We start from the raw sequence: 23,725 nt of genomic DNA on the forward strand, positions 1-23,725 counted from the left end.
CCGGCTGTTCCAGGATGACGTGGGCGTTGGTGCCGGAGATCCCGAACGACGACACCGCCGCGCGGCGGGGCCGGTCCACCGCCGGCCACGGCGTCGCCTCCGTCGCCAGGCTCACCGCCCCGGCCGACCAGTCGACGTGCGGCGACGGCTCGTCCACGTGCAGCGTCGGCGGTACCACCCCGTGCCGCATGGCGAGGACCATCTTGATGATCCCGGCGACGCCGGCCGCCGCCTGCGTGTGCCCCAGGTTCGACTTGACCGACCCGAGCAGCAGCGGCGTCGACCGCTCCTGCCCGTACGTGGCCAGCAGCGCCTGCGCCTCGATCGGATCACCCAACGTGGTGCCCGTGCCGTGCGCCTCCACCGCGTCCACGTCCGACGTGGTCAACCGCGCGTTCGCCAGAGCCTGCCGGATCACCCGCTGCTGCGACGGCCCGTTCGGCGCGGTCAACCCGTTCGACGCGCCGTCCTGGTTCACCGCCGTACCCCGCACCACCGCCAGAATCCGCCGACCCTCACGACGCGCGTCGGACAGCCGCTGCACCAGCAGCACGCCGACGCCCTCGGACCAGCCGGTGCCGTCGGCGGACGCGGCGAACGAGCGGCAGCGGCCGTCCGGCGACAGTCCCCGCTGCCGGGAGAACTCGATGAACGTGCCCGGCGTCGCCATCACCGTCACGCCACCGGCGAGCGCCAGGTCACACTCGCCCGAGCGCAACGCCTGCCCGGCCAGGTGCAGCGCGACGAGCGACGACGAGCAGGCGGTGTCCACGGTGACGGCCGGGCCTTCCAGGCCGAACGTGTACGCGACCCGGCCGGACAGCACGCTGCCGGAGGTGCCGGTGCCGACGTAGCCCTCGGCGTCCGGCGGCAGGTCGGCCAGCCGGGAGGCGTAGTCGTGGTACATGACCCCGGCGAACACTCCGGTACGCGAGCCGCGCAACGCCGCCGGGTCCACGCCGGCGGACTCGAAGCTCTCCCAGGACGCCTCCAGCAGCAGCCGCTGCTGCGGGTCCATGGCGACCGCCTCGCGGGGCGAGATGCCGAAGAAGTCGGGGTCGAAGTCGGCGGCGCCGGCGAGGAAGCCGCCGTGCCGGGCGTACGAGGTGCCGGCGTGGTCCGGGTCCGGGTCGTAGAGCGTGTCGAGGTCCCAGCCCCGGTCGGCGGGGAACTCGACGATGCCGTCCCGCCCCGACGACAGGAGCTGCCAGAACTGCTCCGGGTTGTCGACGCCGCCGGGATACCGGCAGGCCATGCCGACGATGGCGATCGGCTCGTCGGTGTCGACCGCCCGCACCGCCGCGCGGCGGGCGTTGATCCGGCCGGAGACCTGCTCGTAGAGGTGCTCGGCGAGCGCCGCCGGGCTGGGGTGGTCGAAGACCAGCGTGGACGGCAGCCGCAGCCCGGTGGCCGCGTTGACCCGGTTGCGCAGGTCCACCGCGGTCAGCGAGTCGAACCCGAGTTCCCGGAACGCCCGGTCGGCCGGCACCGCGCCGGCCCCGGCGTGACCGAGCACCTGCGCGACCAGGCCCCGGACCAGCAGGTCCACCTCGACGCGCGCGTCCTGCGGGTCGAGGCCGGCGAGCCGGTCGGCCCAGTCGCCGCCCGCGCCGGCCTGCCGTCGGGTCGCGGTCGGACCGACCAGGGTACGCAGCACCGCCGGCACCGGGCCGGCGCCGAGCGCGGACCGCAACGCCGGTACGTCGACGACGGCCGGCACGAGCACCGGACGGCCCTCGGCGAGCGCGGCGTCGAACAGGTCCAGACCGGTCTCCACGCTCATCGGCGTCAACCCGGCCCGCGCCGACCGCTGCCGTTCCCCCTCCGACAACGACGCCGCCATCCCGGCGGTGTCCCACATTCCCCACGCCAGGCTGATCCCGGGCAGTCCGTCCTGCCGGCGTCGCGCCGCCAGCGCGTCCAGGAACGCGTTCCCCGCCGCGTAGGCCGCCTGGCCCGGCGAGCCGAGCACCCCGGCGACGGACGAGAACAACACGAACAGGTCCAGCTCACGGTCGCGGGTCGCCTCGTGCAGCCACCACGCCGCCGTGGCCTTCGGCGCCAGCACCGCCGCCAGCCGCTCGGGGCTGATCGACGACACCACCCCGTCGTCCAGCACACCGGCGGTGTGCACCACCCCGGCCAACCGGCCCGGCACACCCGCCACCAACCGGAACACCTGATCCCGATCGGTCACGTCACACGCCACCACCGACACCGACGCACCCAGGCCCGACAACCGCTCGACAAGCGCGTCTGCGCCCGGCGCGGCCGGACCCTGCCGCGACACCAGCACCAGCGACCGCACCCCGTGCCCGGTGACCAGGCGCTCCGCCACCAACGCGCCCAACGCGCCGGTGCCACCGGTCACCAGCACGGTGCCGTCCCGCACCACCCGCTCGGCACCGTCCGACGCCGGGTCGGTCGGGGCCGGAACGCCAGGCGTCGAGGCGGCGCGGACCAGGCGGGGCACGAACACCCGGCTGTCCCGTACCGCGAGTTGACCGCCGGTCGGGTCGGTGACCGCGTGCGCGAGCACGGCGAGCGTCCGGTCGTCCGGATCGGCGTCGAGGTCGGCCAGCACGATCCGGCCGGGGTGTTCGGACTGCGCGGAGCGCAGCAGACCCCACACGGCGGCACCGGCCAGATCGGTCACCGGGTCGTCGTCGCCGACGGAGACCGCGCCCCGGGTGAGGACCACGAGCGGGGTGCCGGCGAGCGCGTCGGCGGCCAGCCAGGACCGCACGGTGCCGAGCACGTCGGTGGTGACCGTGCGCACCGCGTCGGGAGTCGGCAGGTCGGCGGTGGGCAGCGGCAGGACCAGGGCCGAGGGCGGCGAGTCCGCCTCGACCGCCGCGGCGACGCCCGGGTACGCCGGCAACCCGATGTCGGACCCGGCCGGGTCGGCACCGGTGCCGAGCACGGCCCAGCCGGACGGCGCGTCGGCCGGGGTGACGTCCTCGGGCTGCCAGTGGAGCGCGTACAGGGACCGGGCCGCGACGTTCGGGACGACCGTGCCGGTCAGCTCCCGCAGCGCCAGCGTGTCGATCGACACCACGGGCGCGCCGGCGGTGTCCACGGCGACCAGGCGGACGGTGGTGCCGGTGCGGGTGAGTCGCACCCGCAGGGCTCGGGCTCCGGTGGCGTGCACCTGGAGGCCCTCGACGGTGAACGGCACGCGCGGGCCGTCGCCGGCGAGCAGCAGCCCGACCGGGTGCAGCGCGGCGTCCAGCAGCGCCGGGTGGACGCCGAACCGGGACGCCTCACCGGCCGCGTCGTCGCCGAGCACGACCTCGGCGTACGCCTCGCCGTCGCCGGTCCAGAGCCGGCGCAGGCCCTGGAACACCAGCCCGTAGGTGAGGCCGTGTCCGGCCAGCGCCGGGTACCAGTCGGTGAGGTCCACCTCGGTCAGCCCGGCGGGCGGCCAGGCGTCGACGGTGGGTTCGACGGCGGACGCGGGTTCCAGCACGCCGTCGGCGTGCGCGGTCCACTCGACGTCGCCGTCGGGCTGGGAGTGGATGGCGACCGGTCGGCCGCCGGTGGCGTCGGGGGCGCCGACGCTGACCTGCACCCGCACGCCGCCGGTCGCCGGCAGCACCAGCGGCGCGGTGAGCGTGAGGTCGCGTACCCGGGGGGTGCCGGCCTCGTCGCCGGCCCGGACGGCCAGTTCGGTGAGCGCGGTGCCGGGCACCAGGACGGCGCCGGCCACCACGTGGTCGGCGAGCCACGGGTGGGTGGCCGGCGACAGCCGGCCGGTCAGCACCACCAGGTCCGCGCCGGCCACGGTGACGGCGGCGCCGAGCAGCGGGTGGGCGGCGTCGCCGAGTCCGGCGCCGCTGACGTCGCCGCCGCGGGGGCGGCCGGTGGGCAGCCAGTAGCGCTGGTGCCGGAACGCGTACGTGGGCAGGTCGACGCGGGTCGCGCCGGTGCCGGCGAACCACTGCGGGAAGGAGACCGGCACGCCGTGCACGTGCAGGTCGGCCAGCGCGGCCAGCAGCGCGGCGGTCTCGTCGCGGTCCCGTCGTTGGCCGGCGACCGCGAGCGCGTCGGGCAGGATGTCGCCGGTCAGCGCCGTGAGCACGCTCTGCGGGCCGATCTCCAGGAACGTGTCCGCGCCGGCGTCGCGCAGCGCGGTGATCCCGTCGGCGTAGCGGACCGCCTCGCGGACGTGCCGCACCCAGTAGTCGGCGCGGGTCAGGTCGGCCGGGTCGGCGAGCGCGCCGGTCAGGTTGGACACCACCGGCAGCAGCGGCGCGGAGAAGCTCAACCGGTCGAGCACGGACCGGAACTCGGCGAGCATCGGTTCCATCAGCGGGCTGTGGAACGCGTGCGACACCGTCAGCCGGCGGGTGCGGACACCCCGTTCCCGCCAGCCGCGCTCGACCTCGTCCAGCGCGTCGAGCGGCCCGGACACCACCACCGACGACGGCCCGTTGACGGCGGCGACGCCCAGCTCGGGGGTGCCGTCGAGGGACGCCAGGACGTCCCGCTCCGGCGCGGCGACGGCCAGCATCCCGCCGCCGGCCGGCAACGCCTGCATGAGCCGGCCCCGCGCGGCGACGAGCGCGCACGCGTCCGGCAGCGACAACACACCCGCCACGTACGCGGCGGTGACCTCACCGATCGAGTGCCCGCCGACGAAGTCCGGGGTGACGCCGAACGACTCGACGAGCCGGAACAGCGCCACCTCGACCGCGAACAGCCCGGCCTGGGTGAACTGGGTCTGGTCCAGCAGGTCACCGTCGCCGAACAGTACGGGCTTCAGCGGCTGCGGCAGCAGCGGGTCGAGCTGCGCGCACACCTCGTCCAGCGCGGCGGCGAACACACCGAACGCGTCGGACAGCTCGCGGCCCATGCCGGCACGCTGGGCGCCCTGCCCGGAGAAGAGGATCGCGAGCCGGCCCCGGGTGGTAGCCGTACCGGTGTGCACGGTGCCGGCCGGCGTGCCGGTGGCGAGCGCGCGCAGCCCGGCGAGCAGGTCGTCGCGGTCGGTGGCGACGACGACGGCGCGGTGGTTCAGGGCGGCCCGGCCGGTGACCGACGACCAGCCGACGTCGACCGGCCGGACGGCGGTGTCGGCGGCCAGCCGGCGGGCCCAGCGGTCGGCCTGCGCGGCGAGCGCCTCCGGGTCGCGGGCGGAGAGCAGCACCGGCGCGGGTCGGCGCGGCGGCTCGGCGGCGACGGGGGCCGGCTCGGCGGCGACGGGGGCCGGCTCGGCGGGCGGCGCCTCGATGATGACGTGCGCGTTGGTGCCGCTCACCCCGAACGAGGAGACGGCGGCGCGGCGGGGCCGGTGCGACCGCGGCCAGGGCCGGGCCTCGGTGAGCAGGGAGACGTTGCCGGCGTCCCAGTCGATGTGCGGGGAGGGCGCGTCCACGTGCAGCGTGCGGGGCAGCATGCCGTGCCGCATCGCCATGATCATCTTGATGATGCCCGCCGCGCCGGCCGCGGCCTGGGTGTGGCCCAGGTTCGACTTGACCGAGCCCAGCCAGAGCGGTTCGCCGGCCCGCTCCTGCCCGTACGTGGCGAGCAGCGCCTGCGCCTCGATCGGGTCACCGAGCGTGGTGCCGGTGCCGTGCGCCTCGACCGCGTCCACGTCGGCGGTGGTCAGCCGCGCGTTCGCCAGGGCCTGCCGGATGACGCGTTGCTGCGACGGGCCGTTCGGCGCGGTGAGGCCGTTGGACGCGCCGTCCTGGTTGACCGCGGTGCCGGCCACCACGGCGAGGATGCGCCGCCCGTCGCGGCGGGCGTCGGCCAGGCGCTGCACCAGCAGCACGCCGACACCCTCGGACCAGCCGGTGCCGTCCGCCGACGCGGCGAACGACTTGCAGCGGCCGTCGGCGGCGAGACCGCGCTGCCGGGAGAACTCGATGAACGTGCCCGGGTTGGCCATCACCGTCACGCCGCCGGCGAGCGCCAGGTCGCACTCCCCGGACCGCAGCGCCTGCACCGCCAGGTGCAGCGCGACGAGCGACGACGAGCAGGCGGTGTCCACGGTGACCGCCGGGCCCTCCAGCCCGAACGTGTAGGCCACCCGCCCGGAGACGACGCTGCCGGAGTTGCCGGTGCCGAGGTAGCCCTCCACGCCCTCCGGCAGCTCCCCCAACCCGGCGGCGTAGTCGTGGTACATCAGGCCGGCGAACACGCCGGTGCGCGAGCCGCGCAGCCGGGCCGGGTCGACCCCGGCGGACTCGAACGTCTCCCAGGACGCCTCCAGCAGCAGCCGCTGCTGCGGGTCCATGGCGAGCGCCTCACGCGGGCTGATGCCGAAGAAGCCCGGGTCGAAGTCGGCGGCGCCGGCGAGGAAGCCGCCCTCCCGGGCGTACGAGGTGCCCGGGTGGTCGGGATCGTCGTGGAACAGCGTGTCCAGGTCCCAGCCCCGGTCGGTGGGGAACGCGCCGATGCCGTCGCCGTCGGCGGCCAGCAGCTCCCACAGCGCCTCGGGGCTGTCGATGCCGCCCGGATAGCGGCAGGCCATGCCGACGATCGCGATCGGCTCGTCCACGCCGGTGACCGTTGCCGCGTCGGCGCGGGTCGCGGCGGTGGCGCCGGTGAGCTGCTCGTGCACGTGCGCGGCGAGCGCGGCCGGGGTCGGGTAGTCGAAGACCAGCGTGGACGCCAGCCGCAGCCCGGTGGCGGCGTTGACCCGGTTGCGCAGGTCCACCGCGGTCAGCGAGTCGAAGCCCAGCTCCTGGAACGCCCGGTCGGCCGGCACCGCGTCCGCGCCGCCGTGGCCGAGCACCTGTGCGACCAGGCCCCGGACCAGCAGGCCCACCTCGGCGCGGGCCTCGTCGTCGGTGAGTCGGGCGAGCCGGTCGGCCCAACCGTCGGCCGCCGCGCCGGCCTGCCGCCGGGCGGGCGTGCCGGCCAGGGCACGCAACATCGGGGGTACGCCGGCGGCGGCGCGCAGCGCCGGCAGGTCCAGCACGGCCGGCACGAGCGCGGCGGTGTCGGAGGCGACGGCGGTGTCGAAGAGCGCGACGCCGACCGCCTCGGTGATCACGCCGAGCCCGGCGCGGGCCACCCGGGAACGGTCGGCGCCGTCGAGGCCGGCGGCCATCCCGTCGGTGTCCCACATGCCCCAGGCCAGCGCGTGCGCGGGTCGGCCCTGGGCGCGGCGGTGGACCGCGAGCGCGTCGAGGTAGGCGTTCGCGGCGGCGTACGCGCCCTGGCCGGGGGAACCGAGCACGCCGGCGATCGACGAGTAGGTGACGAACAGGTCGAGGTCGAGGCCGGCGGTGGCCTCGTGCAGGTGCCAGGCGGCGTCCACCTTGGGGGCGAGCACCCGGGCCAGCCGGTCGGCGTCGGTGCCGGTGATCACGGCGTCGTCGAGCACGCCGGCGGTGTGCACCACCCCGGCGAGCCGGCCGGCGCCGGTGAGGTCGGCGACCAGCCGGTCGACCGCGTCGCGGTCGGTGACGTCGCAGGCCAGCACCCGGACGTGGGCGCCGAGCGCGGTCAGCTCGTCGACCAGGTCGGCCGCGCCGTCGGCGTCGGGTCCGCGCCGGCTGACCAGGGCCAGCGAGTCGACGCCCCGGTCGGTGACCAGGTGCCGGGCGAGCAGCGCGCCGAGCGCGCCGGTGCCGCCGGTGACCAGGACGGTGCCGTCGTAGGTGGCCGGGGTGTTCGCGGGTGGGGCGTCGGCGCGTACCAGTCGGGGGGTGTGGGTGGTGTCGCCGCGGACCGCGAGCTGCGCCGCGGCCGGGTCAGCGGCGGCGGCCGCGAGCAGCGCCAGCACGCCGGCGTCGAGGTCGCGGTCCAGGTCGGCCAGGACGATCCGGCCGGGGTGCTCGGACTGGGCGGAGCGGACCAGGCCCCAGACGGCGGCGCCGGCCAGGTCGGCGACGCGGTCGTCGGGCGTGGCCGGCATCGCGTCGCGGGTGGTCACGACGAGCCGCGCGTCGGCGGTCGCGTCGGCGGTCAGCCAGGCGCGCAGCGCGGCGAGCACGCCGGTGGTGGCGGCGCGGACCGCGTCCGGCGTCGGCCCGGCCGGCGGCACCGGCAGCAGCACCAGCGGGGGTACGCCGCCGGCGGCGACCAGCGCGGCCACGTCCGGGTGGGCGGCGGCGTCGGGCAGGGCGACCAGCGGCGCGCCGAGCACCGCCGTGGCGGGCGGGGTGGCCGGGGTGAGCGCCTCGGCCGCCCAGGCGACCCGGAACAGCGAGCGGGCGGCGCGGGTGGCGGCCGGCGGCGTGACGCCGGTCAGCTCGCGCAGCACCAGCGCGTCGACGGTGACGACGGGCCGGTCGGTGGGGTCGACGGCGAGCAGCCGCACCGCCGTGCCGGCCCGGGTGAGCCGGACCCGCAGCGTCTGGGCGCCGACGGCGTGCACCTGGACGCCGGTGAACGCGAACGGCGCCTTCGGGCCGGTGGTGCCGTCGCCGGGCAGCAGCGCGGTGGGGTGCAGCGCGGCGTCGAGCAGCGCGGGGTGCACGCCGAACCCGCCGACATGGTCGGTGCCGGCGGACGGCAGCGTCACCTCGGCGTAGACGGTGTCGTCGCCGGTCGTCCAGGCCCGTCGCAGGCCCTGGAACGCCGGCCCGTAGGTCATGCCGTGGCCGGCGAGCGCGTCGTACCAGCCGGTGAGGTCGGTCTCGACCGCGTGCGGCGGGGGCCACGCGCCGAGGCCGGCCCCTTCGGTGGGGGCGGCGGCGGTGAGCAGGCCCTCGGCGTGCCGGATCCAGTCGCCGTCGGGGTCGTCGTCGGGCTGCGAGTGCACCGCGACGGTGCGCCAGCCGGCGTGGTCGCGGGGGCCGACCCGGACCTGTACCCGCACCCCGCCCCGGGCGGGGAGCACCAGCGGCGCGGCGACGGTCAGCTCGCGGACCCGGCAGGGGCCGAACTCCTCGCCGGCGCGCAGCACGAGTTCGACGAGCGCGGTGCCGGGGACGAGGACCGCGCCGGCGACCTCGTGGTCGGCGAGCCACGGCTGGGTCGACAGGGACAGCCGGCCGGTGAGCACGGCGGCGTCCTCGCCGGCCAGCCGGACGGCGGCGGTGAGCAGCGGGTGGCCGGCGGCGCCGAGACCGGCGCCGGTGACGTCGGCGGCGGGCCCGGCCGGGCGCAGCCAGTAGCGGTCGCCGCCGAACGCGTAGGTGGGCAGGTCGGCGGCGGTGGCCGGGGCGCCGGCGAACAGCGGGGTCCAGTCGACGTGCGCGCCGCCGGCGAAGAGTTCCGCCAGTGCGGTGAGCAGCGCGCGGGGCTCGGGCCGGTCGGCGCGCTGGGTGGCGACGGCCAGCCCGGCCGGGTCGTCGGCGGTGTCGCGGACCAGCGCGGTGAGGACGCTGCGCGGGCCGATCTCCAGGAACGTGTCCACCCCGGCGGCGCGCAGCGCGGTCACGCCGTCGGCGAACCGGACCGCCTCCCGCACGTGCCGCACCCAGTAGTCGGCGGTGGTGATCTCGGTCGGGTCGGCCAGCGCGCCGGTCAGGTTCGACACGATCGGCAGCAGCGGCGCGGCGAACGTCAACCCGTCGAGCACAGCCCGGAACTCGGCGAGCATCGGCTCCATCAGCGGACTGTGGAACGCGTGCGACACCGTCAACCGACGAACCCGCACACCCCGGTCCCGCCAGGTCCGCTCGATCTCGTCCAGCGCGTCGACCGGACCGGACACCACCGTCGACGACGGCCCGTTCACCGCCGCGATCCCCAGCGCGGGGTGCGCCCCGATCGACGCCGCCACCTCGGCCTCCGGCGCCGCGACCGCCAACATCCCACCGCCGGCCGGCAACGCCTGCATCAACCGGCCCCGCGCCGCCACCAGCGCACACGCGTCCGCCAGCGACAACACCCCCGCCACATACGCGGCGGTCACCTCACCGATCGAGTGCCCACCCACGAAGTCCGGGGTCACCCCGAACGACTCGACCAGGCGGAACAGCGCCACCTCGACCGCGAACAGACCCGCCTGCGTGAACTGCGTCTGATCCAGCAGATCACCGTCACCGAACAGCACCGGCTTCAACGGCTGCGGCAGCAACGGATCGAGTGCCACGCACACCTCGTCCAACGTGGACGCGAACACCGGGAACGCCTCGGACAACTCCCGACCCATGCCGGCACGCTGCGCGCCCTGCCCGGAGAACAGCACCGCGACCGGGCCCCGGTCGGTGGCGCGACCGGTGACCAGGTTGTCGGCCGACCCACCGGCGGCGAGCGCGCGCAGCCCGGCGGTCAACTCGTCGTGGTCGGCGGCGAGCAGCACCGCCCGGTGCTCCAGCGCGGTCCGCGCGGTCAGCGAGGTGCGGCCCACGTCGGCCAGGTCGGGGCGGTCCGGCGCGGCGAACGCGTCGGCCCAGCGGGCCGCCTGCCGGGCCAGCCCGCCGTCGCCGCGGGCCGACACCAGCACCGGCACCAGCGACGGCGGCGCGGGCCGGTCGGTCACCTCGGGCTCGACGGCGGGCGGCTGCTCGATGATGATGTGGGCGTTGGTGCCGCTGACGCCGAACGAGGAGACCGCCGCCCGGCGGGGCCGGTCCACCGCCGGCCACGGCCGGGCCTCGGTGAGCAGCTCCACCGCGCCGGCCGACCAGTCGACGTGCGGGGTCGGCGCGTCCACGTGCAGCGTGCGGGGCAGCACACCGTGGCGCAACGCCTGCACCATCTTGATCACCCCGGCGACGCCGGCGGCGGCCTGGCTGTGCCCGATGTTCGACTTGATCGAGCCCAGCCACAGCGGCTCGCCGGCCCGCTCCTGCCCGTACGTGGCGAGCAGCGCCTGCGCCTCGATCGGGTCGCCGAGCGTGGTGGCGGTGCCGTGCGCCTCGACGGCGTCCACGTCGGCGGTGGTCAGCCCGGCGGCGGTGAGCGCGGCCCGGATGACGCGCTGCTGGGACGGCCCGTTCGGGGCGGTGAGGCCGTTGGACGCGCCGTCCTGGTTGACCGCGGAGCCACGGACCACGGCGAGCACCCGGTGGCCGTTGCGGCGGGCGTCGGAGAGCCGCTCCACCACCAGCACACCCACGCCCTCGGACCAGCCGGTGCCGTCGGCGGCGGCGGCGAACGACCGGCAGCGGCCGTCGGCGGCCAGCCCGCCCTGGCGGGTGAACTCGACGAACGCGCCGGGGGTCACCAGCACGTTCACGCCGCCGGCCAGGGCCAGGTCGCATTCGCCCTGGCGCAGCGACTGCACGGCCAGGTGCAGCGCGACGAGCGACGACGAGCAGGCGGTGTCCACGGTGACCGCCGGGCCCTCCAGCCCGAACGTGTAGGCGACCCGGCCGGAGATGACGCTGTGCGCGCCGCCGGTGAGCCGGTAGCCGTCCAGGTCGCGGGTCTCGTCGCCGGCGCCGTAGCCGGACGGGGACGCGCCGACGAACACGCCGGTGGCGGTGCCGTGCAGCGTGTCCGGGTTGAGCGCCGCCTGCTCGAACGCCGCCCAGGTGGCCTCCAGCAGCAGCCGCTGCTGCGGGTCCATGGCGAGCGCCTCACGCGGGCTGATGCCGAAGAAGTCCGGGTCGAACTCGGTGGCCCGGTCGATGAACCCGCCGTGGCGGGTGAACGAGCGGCCGGGGGCGTCCGGGTCGTCGGCGAAGAGCCGGTCGAGGTCCCAGTCCCGGTCGGTGCGGAACTCGGTGATGCCGTCGCGGCCCTCGGCGACCAGCTCCCACAGCCCGTCCGGGTCGGCGACGCCGCCCGGGTAGCGGCAGCTCATGCCGACGATCGCGATCGGCTCGTCGGCGGTCGCCGGGCCGGCGGGGACGTCGGCGGCGGCGTCGCCGGCGTCGGGCAGCCGCAGCAGCGTGGCGAGCTGACCGGCGAGCACGGCCGGGCTCGGGTAGTCGAAGATGACGGTGGTGGGCAGCGACAGGCCGGTGGCGGCGGTGAGCTGGTTACGCAGCTCCACCGCGGTCAGCGAGTCGAAGCCGAGGTCGCGGAACGCGCGCCGGGGGCGTACCGCGTCGCTGCCGGCGTGGCCGAGGACCGCGGCGGCGTGGTCGCGGACCATGTCGGTGAGGCGGCGTTCCCGGTCGGCGCGGGGCAGGTCGAGCAGTTCCCGGCGCAGTCCGCCGGCCCGGTCGTCGACGTCGGCGGTGGCGGGCCGCTCGGTCAGCGCGTCCCGGGCCTCCGGGATGTCGGCGAGCAGCGGCCGGGGCCGGGCGGAGGCGTACGCGGGCGCGAACTGGGCCCAGTCGACGTCGGCCACGACCAGCGTGGTCTCGCCGTGCTCGACGGCCCGGCGCAGGGCCAGCAGCGCGGCGGCCGGCTGCATCGGGTTGAGGCCACGCCGGCTGAGCAGCCGCTGCGCCTCCTCGGTGGTGGCCATCCCGCCCTCGGCCCAGGCGCCCCAGGAGATCGAGGTCGCGGTCAGTCCCCGGGCGCGGCGCTGCTCGGCGAGCGCGTCCAGATAGGCGTTCGCGGCCGCGTACGCGCCCTGGCCGCCGCTGCCCCACACGCCGGAGATGGACGCGAACAGCACGAACGCGTCGAGCGGCCGGTCACCGAGCAGCTCGTCGAGGTACGCGGCGCCGGCGACCTTGCCGGCCATCACGTGGTCGAACACGTCCAGGTCGGTGTCGACGAGCGCGGTGAGCCGGGTGATGCCGGCGGCGTGCAGCACGGCGGTCAGCGGCGCGACGTCGTCCAGGCCGGCGACCAGCGCGGCGACCTGGTCCCGGTCGGCCAGGTCGCAGGCGACCACGCTGACCCGTACCCCGTCGGCGGTCAGCTCGTCGGCCAGCTCGCGGGCCCCGGCGGCGGCGAGCCCCCGGCGGCTGGTGAGCACCAGGTGCTCGGCGCCGTTGGCGGCCAGCCAGCGGGCGGCCTGGGCGCCGATCGCGCCGGTGCCGCCGGTGATCAGCACGGTGCCGCGCGGCTGCCAGCCGGCGAGTTGCCCGGCGGTGCGGGCGGTGGTGCGGGTCAGCCGGCGCACGAACGTGCCGTACGGGCGGACCGCGTACTGGTCCTCGTCACCGCCGCCGGTGAGGACGCGGGCCACCTCGGCCCAGGTCGCGGCGTCCGGCGCGGCGGGCAGGTCGAGCACGCCGCCCCACTGCCGGGGGTGTTCCAGGCCGATCACCCGGGCCAGGCCCCCGAGCGCGGCCTGGGCGGCGCTGGTGACCGGCTCGGCCGGGCCGGTGCCCACGCCGCCCTGGGTGACGCACCACAGCGGGGCGGTGCGGCCGGCGTCCTGGGCGGCCTGCACCAGCCGGGTGGTGGCGACCAGGCCGGTGGAGACGCCGGGGTGGCCCGGGTGGTCGGCGTCGGCGAGCCCGAGCAGCGACACGATCGCGGTCGGTTCGCCGGTGAGCGACGCGGCCAGCTCCGCGCGGGTGGCGTGGACCGGGTCGACGGGCAGCGTGCGCAGCGTCGACCCGTCGGGCAGCGCGGCGGCGAGCGCGGCCAGCCAGGTGTCCGCCCGGTCGTCGCCGGCCGGCGACACCACCAGCAGGTCGGCGGTGGCCGGGGTGGCGACGGCGGTGGCCGGCTGCCACACCACCCGGTACGACCAGCCGTCGAGCACGGCCCGCTGGAGCCGGGCGCGACGCCAGGACGACAGCAGCGGCAGCGCCGGGGCGAGCACCTCCGGGTCGGCGTCGCCGGCGGTGAGCGCGGCGACGTCGGCGCGTTCCACGGCCGACCAGAACTCCACGTCGACGACGTCCGGGCCGACCGGACCGGCGGCGGTCGCCGCCATCCGCTCCGGCCAGTAGCGCCGCCGCTGGAACGCGTACGTGGGCAGGCCGGTGAGCACCGGCGCGGGAGCGAGGACCCGGGTCAGGTCCACCGGCAGGCCGTGCGCGTGGGCGTGGGCGATGCTGGTCAGCAGCCGCAGCCGGGCGTCGTCGCCGCGCCGCAGCGTGGACAGCGCGCGGCCGGTGGTGCCGGTGTCGTCCAGGATGGCCGCGACCGACATGGTGAGCACCGGGTGCGGGGACACCTCGACGAAGTCGGTGTGCCCGGCGTCGATCGCGGTCCGCACGGCGGTGTCGAACAGCACCGGCAGGCGCAGGTTGTCGGCCCAGTGGTCGGCGTCGAAGCGGGTGCCGTCGAGCCGGTCGCCGGTGACCGTGGAGATGATCGGCACGTCGCCGGGGCGCGGCGTCAGGCCGGCCAGTTCGGTGCGGAGCCGGTCGGCGACCGGTGCCACGGCCGGCGAGTGCGAGGCGTAGTCGACGGCCACCGGCCGGGCCCGTACGCCGTCGGCGACCAGCGTGGCGATCAGGTCGGCGATGGCCTGCGGCGGGCCGGCGACGGCGGTGGTGGCGGGGCCGTTGACCACCGAGACGGTGACGCCCTCGGGCAGCCGGGCGGCCAGTTCGGCGGCGGGCAGGTCGACGGCGGCCATGGCGCCGGTGCCGGCGACGTCGGCCAGCGCCCGCAGGCGCAGCGCCAGCACCCGGGCCGCGTCGGCGAGGGTGAGCGCGCCGGCCACGTGGGCGGCGACGATCTCGCCCTGGGAGTGGCCGATCACGGCGCGCGGGCTCATCCCGGCGTGCCGCCACAGCCGGGCCAGCGCCACGCCGACCGCGAACAGCGCCGGCTGGGCGATCTCGGAGCGGGTCAGCCACGAGTCGTCGCCGCCGGTGAGCACGGCGACCACGTCGACGTCGAGCCAGCGGTCCAGTTCGGCCTGGCATTCGGCGAGCGCCTCGTCGAAGACCGGCGCGGCGCCGATCAGCTCGGCGGCCATGGCGACGTGCTGCGCGCCCTGGCCGGGGAACACCCAGACCGGGCCCTCCCCCGGCTCGCCGGCCGGGCCGGCGACGACGGTGGCGGCGGGGGTGCCGGCGGCGACCGCGTCCAGGCCGGCGAGGAGCTGCTCGGGGTCGGCGGCCACCACGGCGGCCCGGTGCTCGAACACCGACCGGGTGGTGGCCAGCGACCAGGCCAGCCGCGCCGGGTCGAGGTCGGCGTGCGCGCGGACGTGGCTGGCCAGTCGGGCGGCCTGCTCGCGCAGCGCGTCGGCGGACCGGGCGGAGAGCGGCCACACGGTGGCGGCGCCGGCGACCAGGGGCGGCCGGTCGGTGTCCGGCGCCGGGGTGGGCGTCGGGTCGGCCTGTTCCAGGATGACGTGGGCGTTGGTGCCGCTGATGCCGAACGAGGAGATCGCGGCGCGGCGCGGCCGGTCCACCGCCGGCCAGCTCCGGGGCTCGGTGAGCAGCTCCACCGCGCCGGCGGACCAGTCGATGTGCGGCGACGGCGTGTCGACGTGCAGCGTGGCGGGCAGCCGGCCGTGCCGGATGGCCTGCACCATCTTGATCACGCCGGCGACGCCGGCGGCGGACTGGCTGTGGCCCAGGTTCGACTTGATCGAGCCCAGCCAGAGCGGGTCCCGGCCGTCGCGGTCCTGCCCGTACGTGGCCAGCAGCGCCTGCGCCTCGATCGGGTCGCCGAGCGTGGTGCCGGTGCCGTGCGCCTCGACCGCGTCCACGTCGGCGGTGTCCAGCCGGGCGTTGCTGAGCGCCTGCCGGATGACCCGCTGCTGGGAGGGGCCGTTGGGGGCGGTGAGCCCGTTGGACGCGCCGTCCTGGTTGACGGCGCTGCCGCGCAGCACCGCGAGGACCGGGTGGCCGTTGCGGCGGGCGTCGGCGAGCCGTTCGACGAGCAGCAGGCCGACGCCCTCGGCCCAGCCGGTGCCGTCGGCGGCGGCGGCGAACGACTTGCACCGCCCGTCGGAGGCGAGGCCCCGCTGGCGGGAGAAACCGACGAACGCGCTGGGGCTGGCCATCACCGTCACGCCGCCGGCGAGCGCCAGGTCGAACTCGCCGGCCCGTAGCGCCTGCGCGGCCAGGTGCAGCGCGACAAGCGACGACGAGCAGGCGGTGTCCACGGTGACGGCCGGCCCTTCCAGGCCCAGCGCGTACGCGATCCGCCCGGAGACGACGCTGGTGACGGTGCCGGTGAGCAGGTAGCCCTCGTCGGCGTCGGTCGCGCCGCCGTCGGCGGCGACGCCGTAGCCGTTGGCGGCGGTGCCGACGAACACGCCGACCTTCTGCCCGCGTACCGACGAGGGGGCGATGCCGGCGGTCTCGAACGCCTCCCACGAGGTTTCCAGCAGCAGCCGCTGCTGCGGGTCCATGGCGAGCGCCTCACGCGGGCTGATGCCGAAGAACTCGGCGTCGAAGCCGGCCGCGTCGTAGAGGAAGCCGCCCTGCTGGGTGGTGGAGCGGCCGACCCGGTCGGCGGACGGGTCGTAGAGGTTGGCCAGGTCCCAGCCCCGGTCGGTGGGGAAGCCGGCGATCGCGTCGCCGCCGGCGTCCACCAGCTCCCACAACTGCTCCGGGGTGGACACCCCGCCCGGGTAGCGGCAGGACATCGCGACGATCGCGATCGGTTCCCGGGCGGCGGCGGTGAGCTGCTGGTTGAGCTGCTTGAGCCGGCCGGTCTCCTTGAGGGAGGCCCGAAGCGCCTCGACGACCTTGTCTGCGGACGTGGACATCATCTACTCCGTACGTGGGCGTCAGGACTCGGAGCCGTCGAGGGCCAGCCGGATCAGGGTGTCGGTGTCGAGGTCGTCGAGGTCGACCTCCGCGCCGTCCGGCTCGGGCGCGGGGCCGTCGCCGTCGGCGAGGCCGAGCAGCAGCTCCAGCAGCCCGGCCTCGCGGATGCGGGCGAGCGGGACGGTGGCCAGCGCCTCGCGTACCGCGCTCTCGGCCGGGTCCGCCGTCGGCGTGGTCGACGCGTCGGGCAGCAGCGTGGCGCGCAGGTGGTCGGCGAGCGCGGCCGGGTCGGGGTGGTCGAAGACCAGCGTGGTGGGCAGCGACAGGCCGGTGGCCCGGTTGAGCCGGTTACGCAGCTCGACCGCGGTCAGCGAGTCGAAGCCGAGGTCCTTGAACGCCCGCCGGGGCTTGACCCGCTCCGGGCCGCCGTGGCCGAGCACGGCCGCCGCCTCGGCGCGGACCAGTTCGACGAGCCGCCGGTCCCGGTCCTCGGCGGACAGGTCGCGGAGCTGGTCGCGCAGCGCCGCGCCACCGTCGGCGGGGACCTCCGCGGCGGCGCGGATCGCCTGCCGGGCCTCGGGCAGGTCGGCCAGGAACGGCCGGGGACGGCTCGACGCGTACGCGGGGGCGAACGTCGCCCAGTCCACGTCGACCACGGTGAGGGTGGCGTCGCCGCGCCCGACCGCGACGCGCATGGCGTGCACCGCGTCGGCCGGGGCCATCGCCCGCAGTCCGCGGCGGGCCAGTTCCCGCTGCGCGTCGTCGGTGGCCATGCCGCCGTCGGCCCACGGTCCCCAGGCCACCGAGGTGGCGGCGAGGCCGCGGGCGTGCCGCCGGGCGGCCAGCGCGTCGAGGTGGGCGTTGCCGGCCGCGTAGCCGGCCTGCCCGCCGCTGCCCCACACCCCGGCGATGGACGCGAACAGCACGAACGCGTCGAGCGGCCGGTCGCCGAGCAGCTCGTCGAGGTGCACCGCGCCGGCGGTCTTGCCGGTCAGCACCCCGGCCAGCCGGTCCGGGTCGGTGTCGAGCAGCGGCGCCACGTCGTTGAGCCCGGCGGCGTGCACGACGGCGGTCAGCGGCGCCGGGTCGGCGTCGAGGCGGGTCAGCAGCGCGGCGACCGCGTCCCGGTCGGCCACGTCGCAGGCGGCGATCGTGACGCGTACGCCGGTTGCGGTCAGCTCGTCGCGCAGCTCGGCCGCGCCGGGGGCGGCGTCGCCGCGCCGGCTGGTGAGCACCAGGTGCTCCGCGCCGGCACCGGCCGCCCAGCGGGCGACGTGCGCGCCGAGCGCGCCGGTGCCGCCGGTGACCAGCACCGTGCCGGTGGGCTGCCACCGGTCGGCGGCGGCCGGCGCGGCCGGGGTGGCGCGGACCAGGCGGCGCGCGTAGAGGCCGCCGCCGCGCAGCGCGAACTGGTCCTCGTCGCCGTCGGCGGTGAGCGCGGCGGCGAGCCGGGCCGGGTCGGTGTCGCCGGCGGGCAGGTCGAGCAGGTTGACGCGCAGCCGGGGCAGTTCCAGCCCGGCGACCCGGGCCAGGCCCCACAGGCCGCCCTGGGCGACGCCGTGCACCGGGTCGCCGCCGTCGGTGGCGACCGCGTCCCGGGTGAGGCACCACAGCGGCGGCGTGTCGCCGGTGTCGTGCAGCGCCTGGATCAGCAGCAGCGTGGCGGCGGTGCCGGCGGGCAGCGCCGGATGGTCCGGGTGCGGCGCGTCGTGCAGGCCGAGCAGCGAGACCACGCCGTCGACCGGCCCGTCCGCGAACGCCTTGCCGAGCGCGGCGGCGAGGTCGGCCCGGGTGGCGCCGGCCGGGTCGACGGTGACCGGCCGCAGTTCCGCGCCGGCCAGCGCGGCGGCGACGTCGGCGGTGGCGGGTTCCCCGGCCGGGGCGACGACCAGCCAGGCGCCGCCGGTAACGGGCCGCTCGTCGCGGTCGAGCCGCTTCCAGGTGACCTGGTACGCCCACCGGTCGGCCGGGGTACGCCGGGTACGGGCCCGCCGCCACGTGGTGAGCGCGGGCAGCGCCGGTGCGAGCGTGTCGAGGGCGTCGTCGGCGAGGTGACCGGCGAGCGCGGTGAGGTCGCCGCTCTCCACGGCGGCCCAGAACTCGGCGTCGGAGGCGTCGGTCCGGGTCGGCGTGTCCGGCCAGAACCGCTCGTGCTGGAACGCGTAGGTGGGCAGGTCGACGCGGTTCGCGCCGGTGCCGGCGAACCACGGCGTCCAGTCGACGCGCACACCGTGCACGTGCAGCTCCGCCAGCCCGGCCAGCAACGCGCCCGCCTCGTCCCGGTCCCGGCGCTGCACGGCGGTCGCGACCACCGTGTCGTCGTCCGGCAGGATCTCCGCGGTCAGCGCGGTGAGCACGCTCTGCGGGCCGACCTCCAGGAACGTGTCCACCCCGGCCGCCCGCAACGCGGCGACCCCGTCGGCGTAACGCACCGCCTCCCGCACGTGCCGCACCCAGTAGTCCGGGCCGGTGATCTCGTCCCCGGCCAACGCACCGGTCACGTTCGACACGATCGGCAGCAGCGGCGCGGCGAACGTCAACCCGTCCAGCACGGTGCGGAACTCGGCGAGCATCGGCTCCATCAGCGGACTGTGGAACGCGTGCGACACCGTCAACCGACGAACCCGCACACCCCGGTCCCGCCAGGTCCGCTCGACCTCGTCCAGCGCGTCGACCGGACCGGACACCACCGTCGACGACGGCCCGTTCACCGCCGCGATCCCCAGGCTCGGATGTCCGGCAACCGATTCCGTCACGTCGGCCTCCGGCGCGGCGACCGCCAACATCCCACCACCGGCCGGCAACGCCTGCATCAACCGACCCCGCGCCGCCACCAGCGCACACGCGTCCGCCAGCGACAACACCCCCGCCACGTACGCGGCGGTCACCTCACCGATCGAGTGCCCACCCACGAAGTCCGGCACGACGCCGAACGACTCCACCAGGCGGAACAGCGCCACCTCGACCGCGAACAGACCCGCCTGCGTGAACTGCGTCTGATCCAGCAGATCACCGTCACCGAACAGCACCGGCTTCAACGGCTGCGGCAGCAACGGATCGAGCTGCGCGCACACCTCGTCCAACGCGGACGCGAACACACCGAACGCCTCGGACAACTCCCGGCCCATGCCGGCACGCTGCGCGCCCTGCCCGGAGAACAGCACCGCCAGTCGCCCATGCGGGCCGGCCGGGCCGGTGGTGACCGCGCCGGAGGACGTGCCACCGGCCAGCGCGCGCAGCGCGGTCAGCAGTTCGTTCCGGTCGGTGACGCCGAGTACGGCCCGCTGCTCCAGCGTCGGCCGGGTGGTGAGCGCGGACCATCCGACGTCGACCGGGCGGAGCGTCTCGTCGGCGGCGAGCCAGCGCGTCCAGCGGTCGGCCTGCGCGGCGAGCGCCGCGCCGGTACGCGCCGACAGCAGCACCGGCACCGGCCCGCCCGCGGTCACGTCGCCGGTCCGGCCAGGAACCGCCTCGCCGGTCCGGTCCGCGCCTCCGGGCCGGGCGTCGCCGGCTCCGGTCACGTCACCGTCGGCTGTCGGACCGGCCGGTTCGCCGGCAGGTGGTTGTTCCAGGATGACGTGGGCGTTGGTGCCGGAGATCCCGAACGACGACACCGCCGCCCGACGGGGCCGGTCCACCGAGGGCCACGGCGTCGGCGCCGTCGCCAGCGTCACCGCCCCGGCCGTCCAGTCGATGTGCGGCGACGGCTCGTCCACGTGCAGCGTCGGCGGCATGATCCCGTGCCGCATGGCGAGGACCATCTTGATGATCCCGGCGACGCCGGCCGCGGCCTGGGTGTGCCCGATGTTCGACTTCACCGAGCCGAGCAGCAGCGGCGTCGACCGCTCCTGCCCGTACGTGGCGAGCACCGCCTGCGCCTCGATCGGATCCCCGAGCGTGGTGCCGGTGCCGTGCGCCTCGACCGCGTCCACGTCGGCGGTGCTCAGCCGCGCGTTGGCCAGGGCCTGCCGGATCACCCGCTGCTGCGACGGACCGTTCGGCGCGGTCAGGCCGTTCGACGCGCCGTCCTGGTTCACCGCCGTGCCCCGCACCACCGCGAGGACCCGGTGGCCGCGACGGCGGGCGTCGCTGAGCCGTTCGACGAGCAGCATGCCGACGCCCTCGCCCCAACTCGTGCCGTCGGCGCCGGCGGCGAACGACTTGCACCGCCCGTCGGGGGCCAGTCCACGCTGGCGGGAGAAGCCGACGAACGCGCTGGGCGTGGCCATCACGGTCACGCCGCCCGCGAGGGCCAGGTCGCATTCCCCGGCCCGCAGCGCCTGGGCGGCCAGGTGCAGCGCGACAAGCGACGACGAACACGCGGTGTCCACCGTGACGGCCGGTCCTTCCAGCCCGAAGACGTACGCGACGCGGCCGGAGGCGACGCTGCCGGCGGTGCCGTTGACCAGGTAGCCCTCCAGTTCCGCGGAGGCGTCGAGCCGGCCGGCGTAGTCGTGGTGGATCAGTCCGGCGAAGACGCCGGTGGTCGTGGTGCGGTCGTGCGGGTCGAGGCCGGCGGACTCGAACGCCTCCCACGAGGTTTCCAGCAGCAGCCGCTGCTGCGGGTCCATGGCGAGGGCCTCGCGGGGGCTGATGCCGAAGAACGCCGGGTCGAAGTCGGCCGCGTCGGCGAGGAACCCGCCGTACCGGGTGGTGGAGGTGCCGGCGCGGTCGGCGTCCGGGTCGTAGAGCGCGTCGAGGTCCCAGCCCCGGTCGGCGGGGAACTCGGCGATCCCGTCGCCGCCGGTGGAGACCAGGTCCCACAGTTGGTCCGGGTTGGTGACGCCGCCGGGGAGCCGGCAGGCCATGCCGATGATGGCGATGGGGTCGTCGTCCTCGGTGGCGGTGGCCCGGGTCGCGGCCACGGTGGCGGCCGGCCGGTGGCCGAGTCGTTCGTGCAGGTGTTCGGCGAGGCGTTCCGGGGTGGGGTGGTCGAAGACCAGCGTGGCGGGCAGCCGCAGCCCGGTGGCCGACGCGAGCCGGTTGCGCAGCTCCACCGAGGTCAGCGAGTCGAACCCGAGGTCCTTGAACGCCCGGGTGCCGGGCACCGCCTGCGCGGACGCGTGCCCGAGCACCGCCGCGGCCTGCGCCCGGACCAGCTCGACGAGCACCGCGGTCGCCTCGTCCGGGGCCAGGCCGGCGAGCCGCTCGGCCCAGCCGGCGGTGTTCGTGTCCGCGGTGCGGGCCTGCCGGCGTACGCCGGTGGGGGCCAGCAGCCGCAGCAGCGGCGGGAGCTGCGTCCGGTCGCCGGTGATGCGCAGCCGGGCGGCGACCACGGCGGGCAGCGGTTGCGCGGCGGCGGCGGCGAGCAGGGTCGCCCCCTCGGCGGCGCTGAGCCCGGTCATGCCGATCCGGCCGAGTCGCTGCCGGTCGCCGGCGTCGAGCCGCCCGGCCATGCCGCCGGTGGCCCACGCGCCCCAGCCGATGCTGGTGGCGGGCAGCCCGGTCGCGTGGCGGTGGGTGGCGAGCGCGTCGAGGAACGCGTTCGCGGCGGCGTAGTTGCCCTGCCCGGGTGAGCCGAGCGTGGCGGCGATGGACGAGAACAGCACGAACTCCGCCAGGTCGTGACCGGCGGTGGCCCGGTGCAGCGCCCAGGCGGCGTCCACCTTGGGCCGCAGCACCCGGTCGACGGCGTCGGCGTCCAGGGAGGTGACGGTGGCGTCGGCGATGACGCCGGCGCAGTGGTGGACGGCGGTCAGGTCCACACCGGCCAGCAGCGCGGCGACCTGGGTGTCGTCCGCCACGTCGACGGTGGCGACGCGGACGGTCGCGCCGGCCGTCTCCAGCTCGTCGACGAGGGCCGCGTAGGTCGGGTCGTCGGCCGGCGCGCGGCGGGCCGCGAGGAGCAGGTTCCGGGACCGGCCGGTGGCGACGAGGTGCCGGGCGACGATGCCCGCGAGGGCGCCGGACGCGCCGGTCACCAGCGTGACCCGGTCCGGGTCGACCGGCGCCGGCACGGTGAGCACCACCTTGCCGACGTGCCGGGCCTGGCTCAGGTGCCGCAACGCGGTCCGCGCCTGCCGCACGTCCCAGGTCCGGACCGGCAGGGGCCGCAACGCGCCGCTGGTGAACAGCGCGAGCAGCTCGCCCAGCATCTGGCCGATGCGCTCGCCGCCGGCCTCGTTCAGGTCGAACGACCGGTACGCGACGCCCGGATGTTCCCGCGCCACCACCGCCGGGTCCCGCAGGTCGGTCTTGCCCATCTCGACGAACCGGCCGCCGCGCGGCAGCAACCGCAACGACGCGTCCACGAACTCACCGGCGAGGGCGTCCAGCACCACGTCCACCCCGGCACCACCACTGGCCGCCAGGAACGCGGCCTCGAACTCGGTGGTCCGCGACGACGCGATCCGCTCGTCCGCCACCCCCAGCCCCCGCAACGTGCCCCACTTACCGGAACTCGCCGTCGCGTACACCGTCGCACCGAGATGCCGCGCGATCTGAATCGCCGCCATCCCCACCCCACCGGCACCGGAGTGGATCAACACCGACTCACCCGAACGCAGGTCCGCCAGGTCACGCAACGCGTACCACGCCGTCAGGAACACCACCGGCACCGACGCCGCCTCAACGAACGACCACCCCGCCGGCACCCGCGCGATCCGATCCCGCCGCGCCACCACCTCCGGACCGAACCCGGGCTCGAACAACCCGAACACCCGATCACCCACGGCCAACCCGGACACCCCCGGACCAACCTCCAGGACCACGCCCGCGCCCTCACTGCCCATCACCGCCGACGAGTCCGGATACATGCCGAGCGCGATCAACACGTCCCGGAAGTTCACCCCGGCCGCCCGCACCGCCACCCGCACCTCACCGGCCGCGAGCGGGGCCGGCGTGGCCGGCACGATCTCGACGCCGTCGAGCGTGCCGGGCCGGGCGGCGGCGACGTGCCAGGCACCCGCCGCCGGCGGCGCCAACTCCGCACCCGCCGGTCGCGTCAACCGGGGTACGCACACCAGGTCGCCGCGCAGCGCGAGCTGACCGCCCACGGTGGCGGGGTCGGCCACCACGGCGGCCAGCACGCCGAGCGCGTGGCGGTCGAGGGCGGCGTCGGCGTCCACGAGCACGATCCGGTCCGGGTGTTCGGACTGCGCCGAGCGCAGCAGTCCCCACACCGCCGCGGCGGCCGGGTCGACGGCCCGGTCGTCGCCGGTGGTCACCGCGTTCCGGGTCACCACCACCAGCCGCGAGTCGGCGAGCACGTCCGCGGCCAGCCACGCCTGCACGGCCGCCAGCACCGCCGCCGTCAGCGACCGCACCCGGGCGGGCAGGTCCCCGTGGACGCCCGCCCCCTCGGCCGCCCGATCGACCGCACCGTCCACGCCCGCCACGCC

1 protein-coding gene and 1 pseudogene are annotated in these 23,725 nt (G+C 76.7%); both read right to left on the reverse strand.

Translation table 11 applies throughout. The features are described 5' to 3' along the window. A partial coding sequence (locus tag ACLQ2W_RS31865) for a type I polyketide synthase (protein ID WP_425791361.1) occupies positions 1-16,384 on the reverse strand: 16,384 nt, incomplete at its 3' end. Positions 16,385-16,405: 21 nt separating this feature from the next. Next, positions 16,406-23,200 (reverse strand): annotated as a pseudogene (locus ACLQ2W_RS31870) (type I polyketide synthase); the annotation flags it as partial. Between the last annotated feature and the right edge of the window lie 525 nt (positions 23,201-23,725).

The organism is Micromonospora sp. DT227 (assembly GCF_049841835.1).
Taxonomy (GTDB): Bacteria; Actinomycetota; Actinomycetes; order Mycobacteriales; family Micromonosporaceae; genus Micromonospora.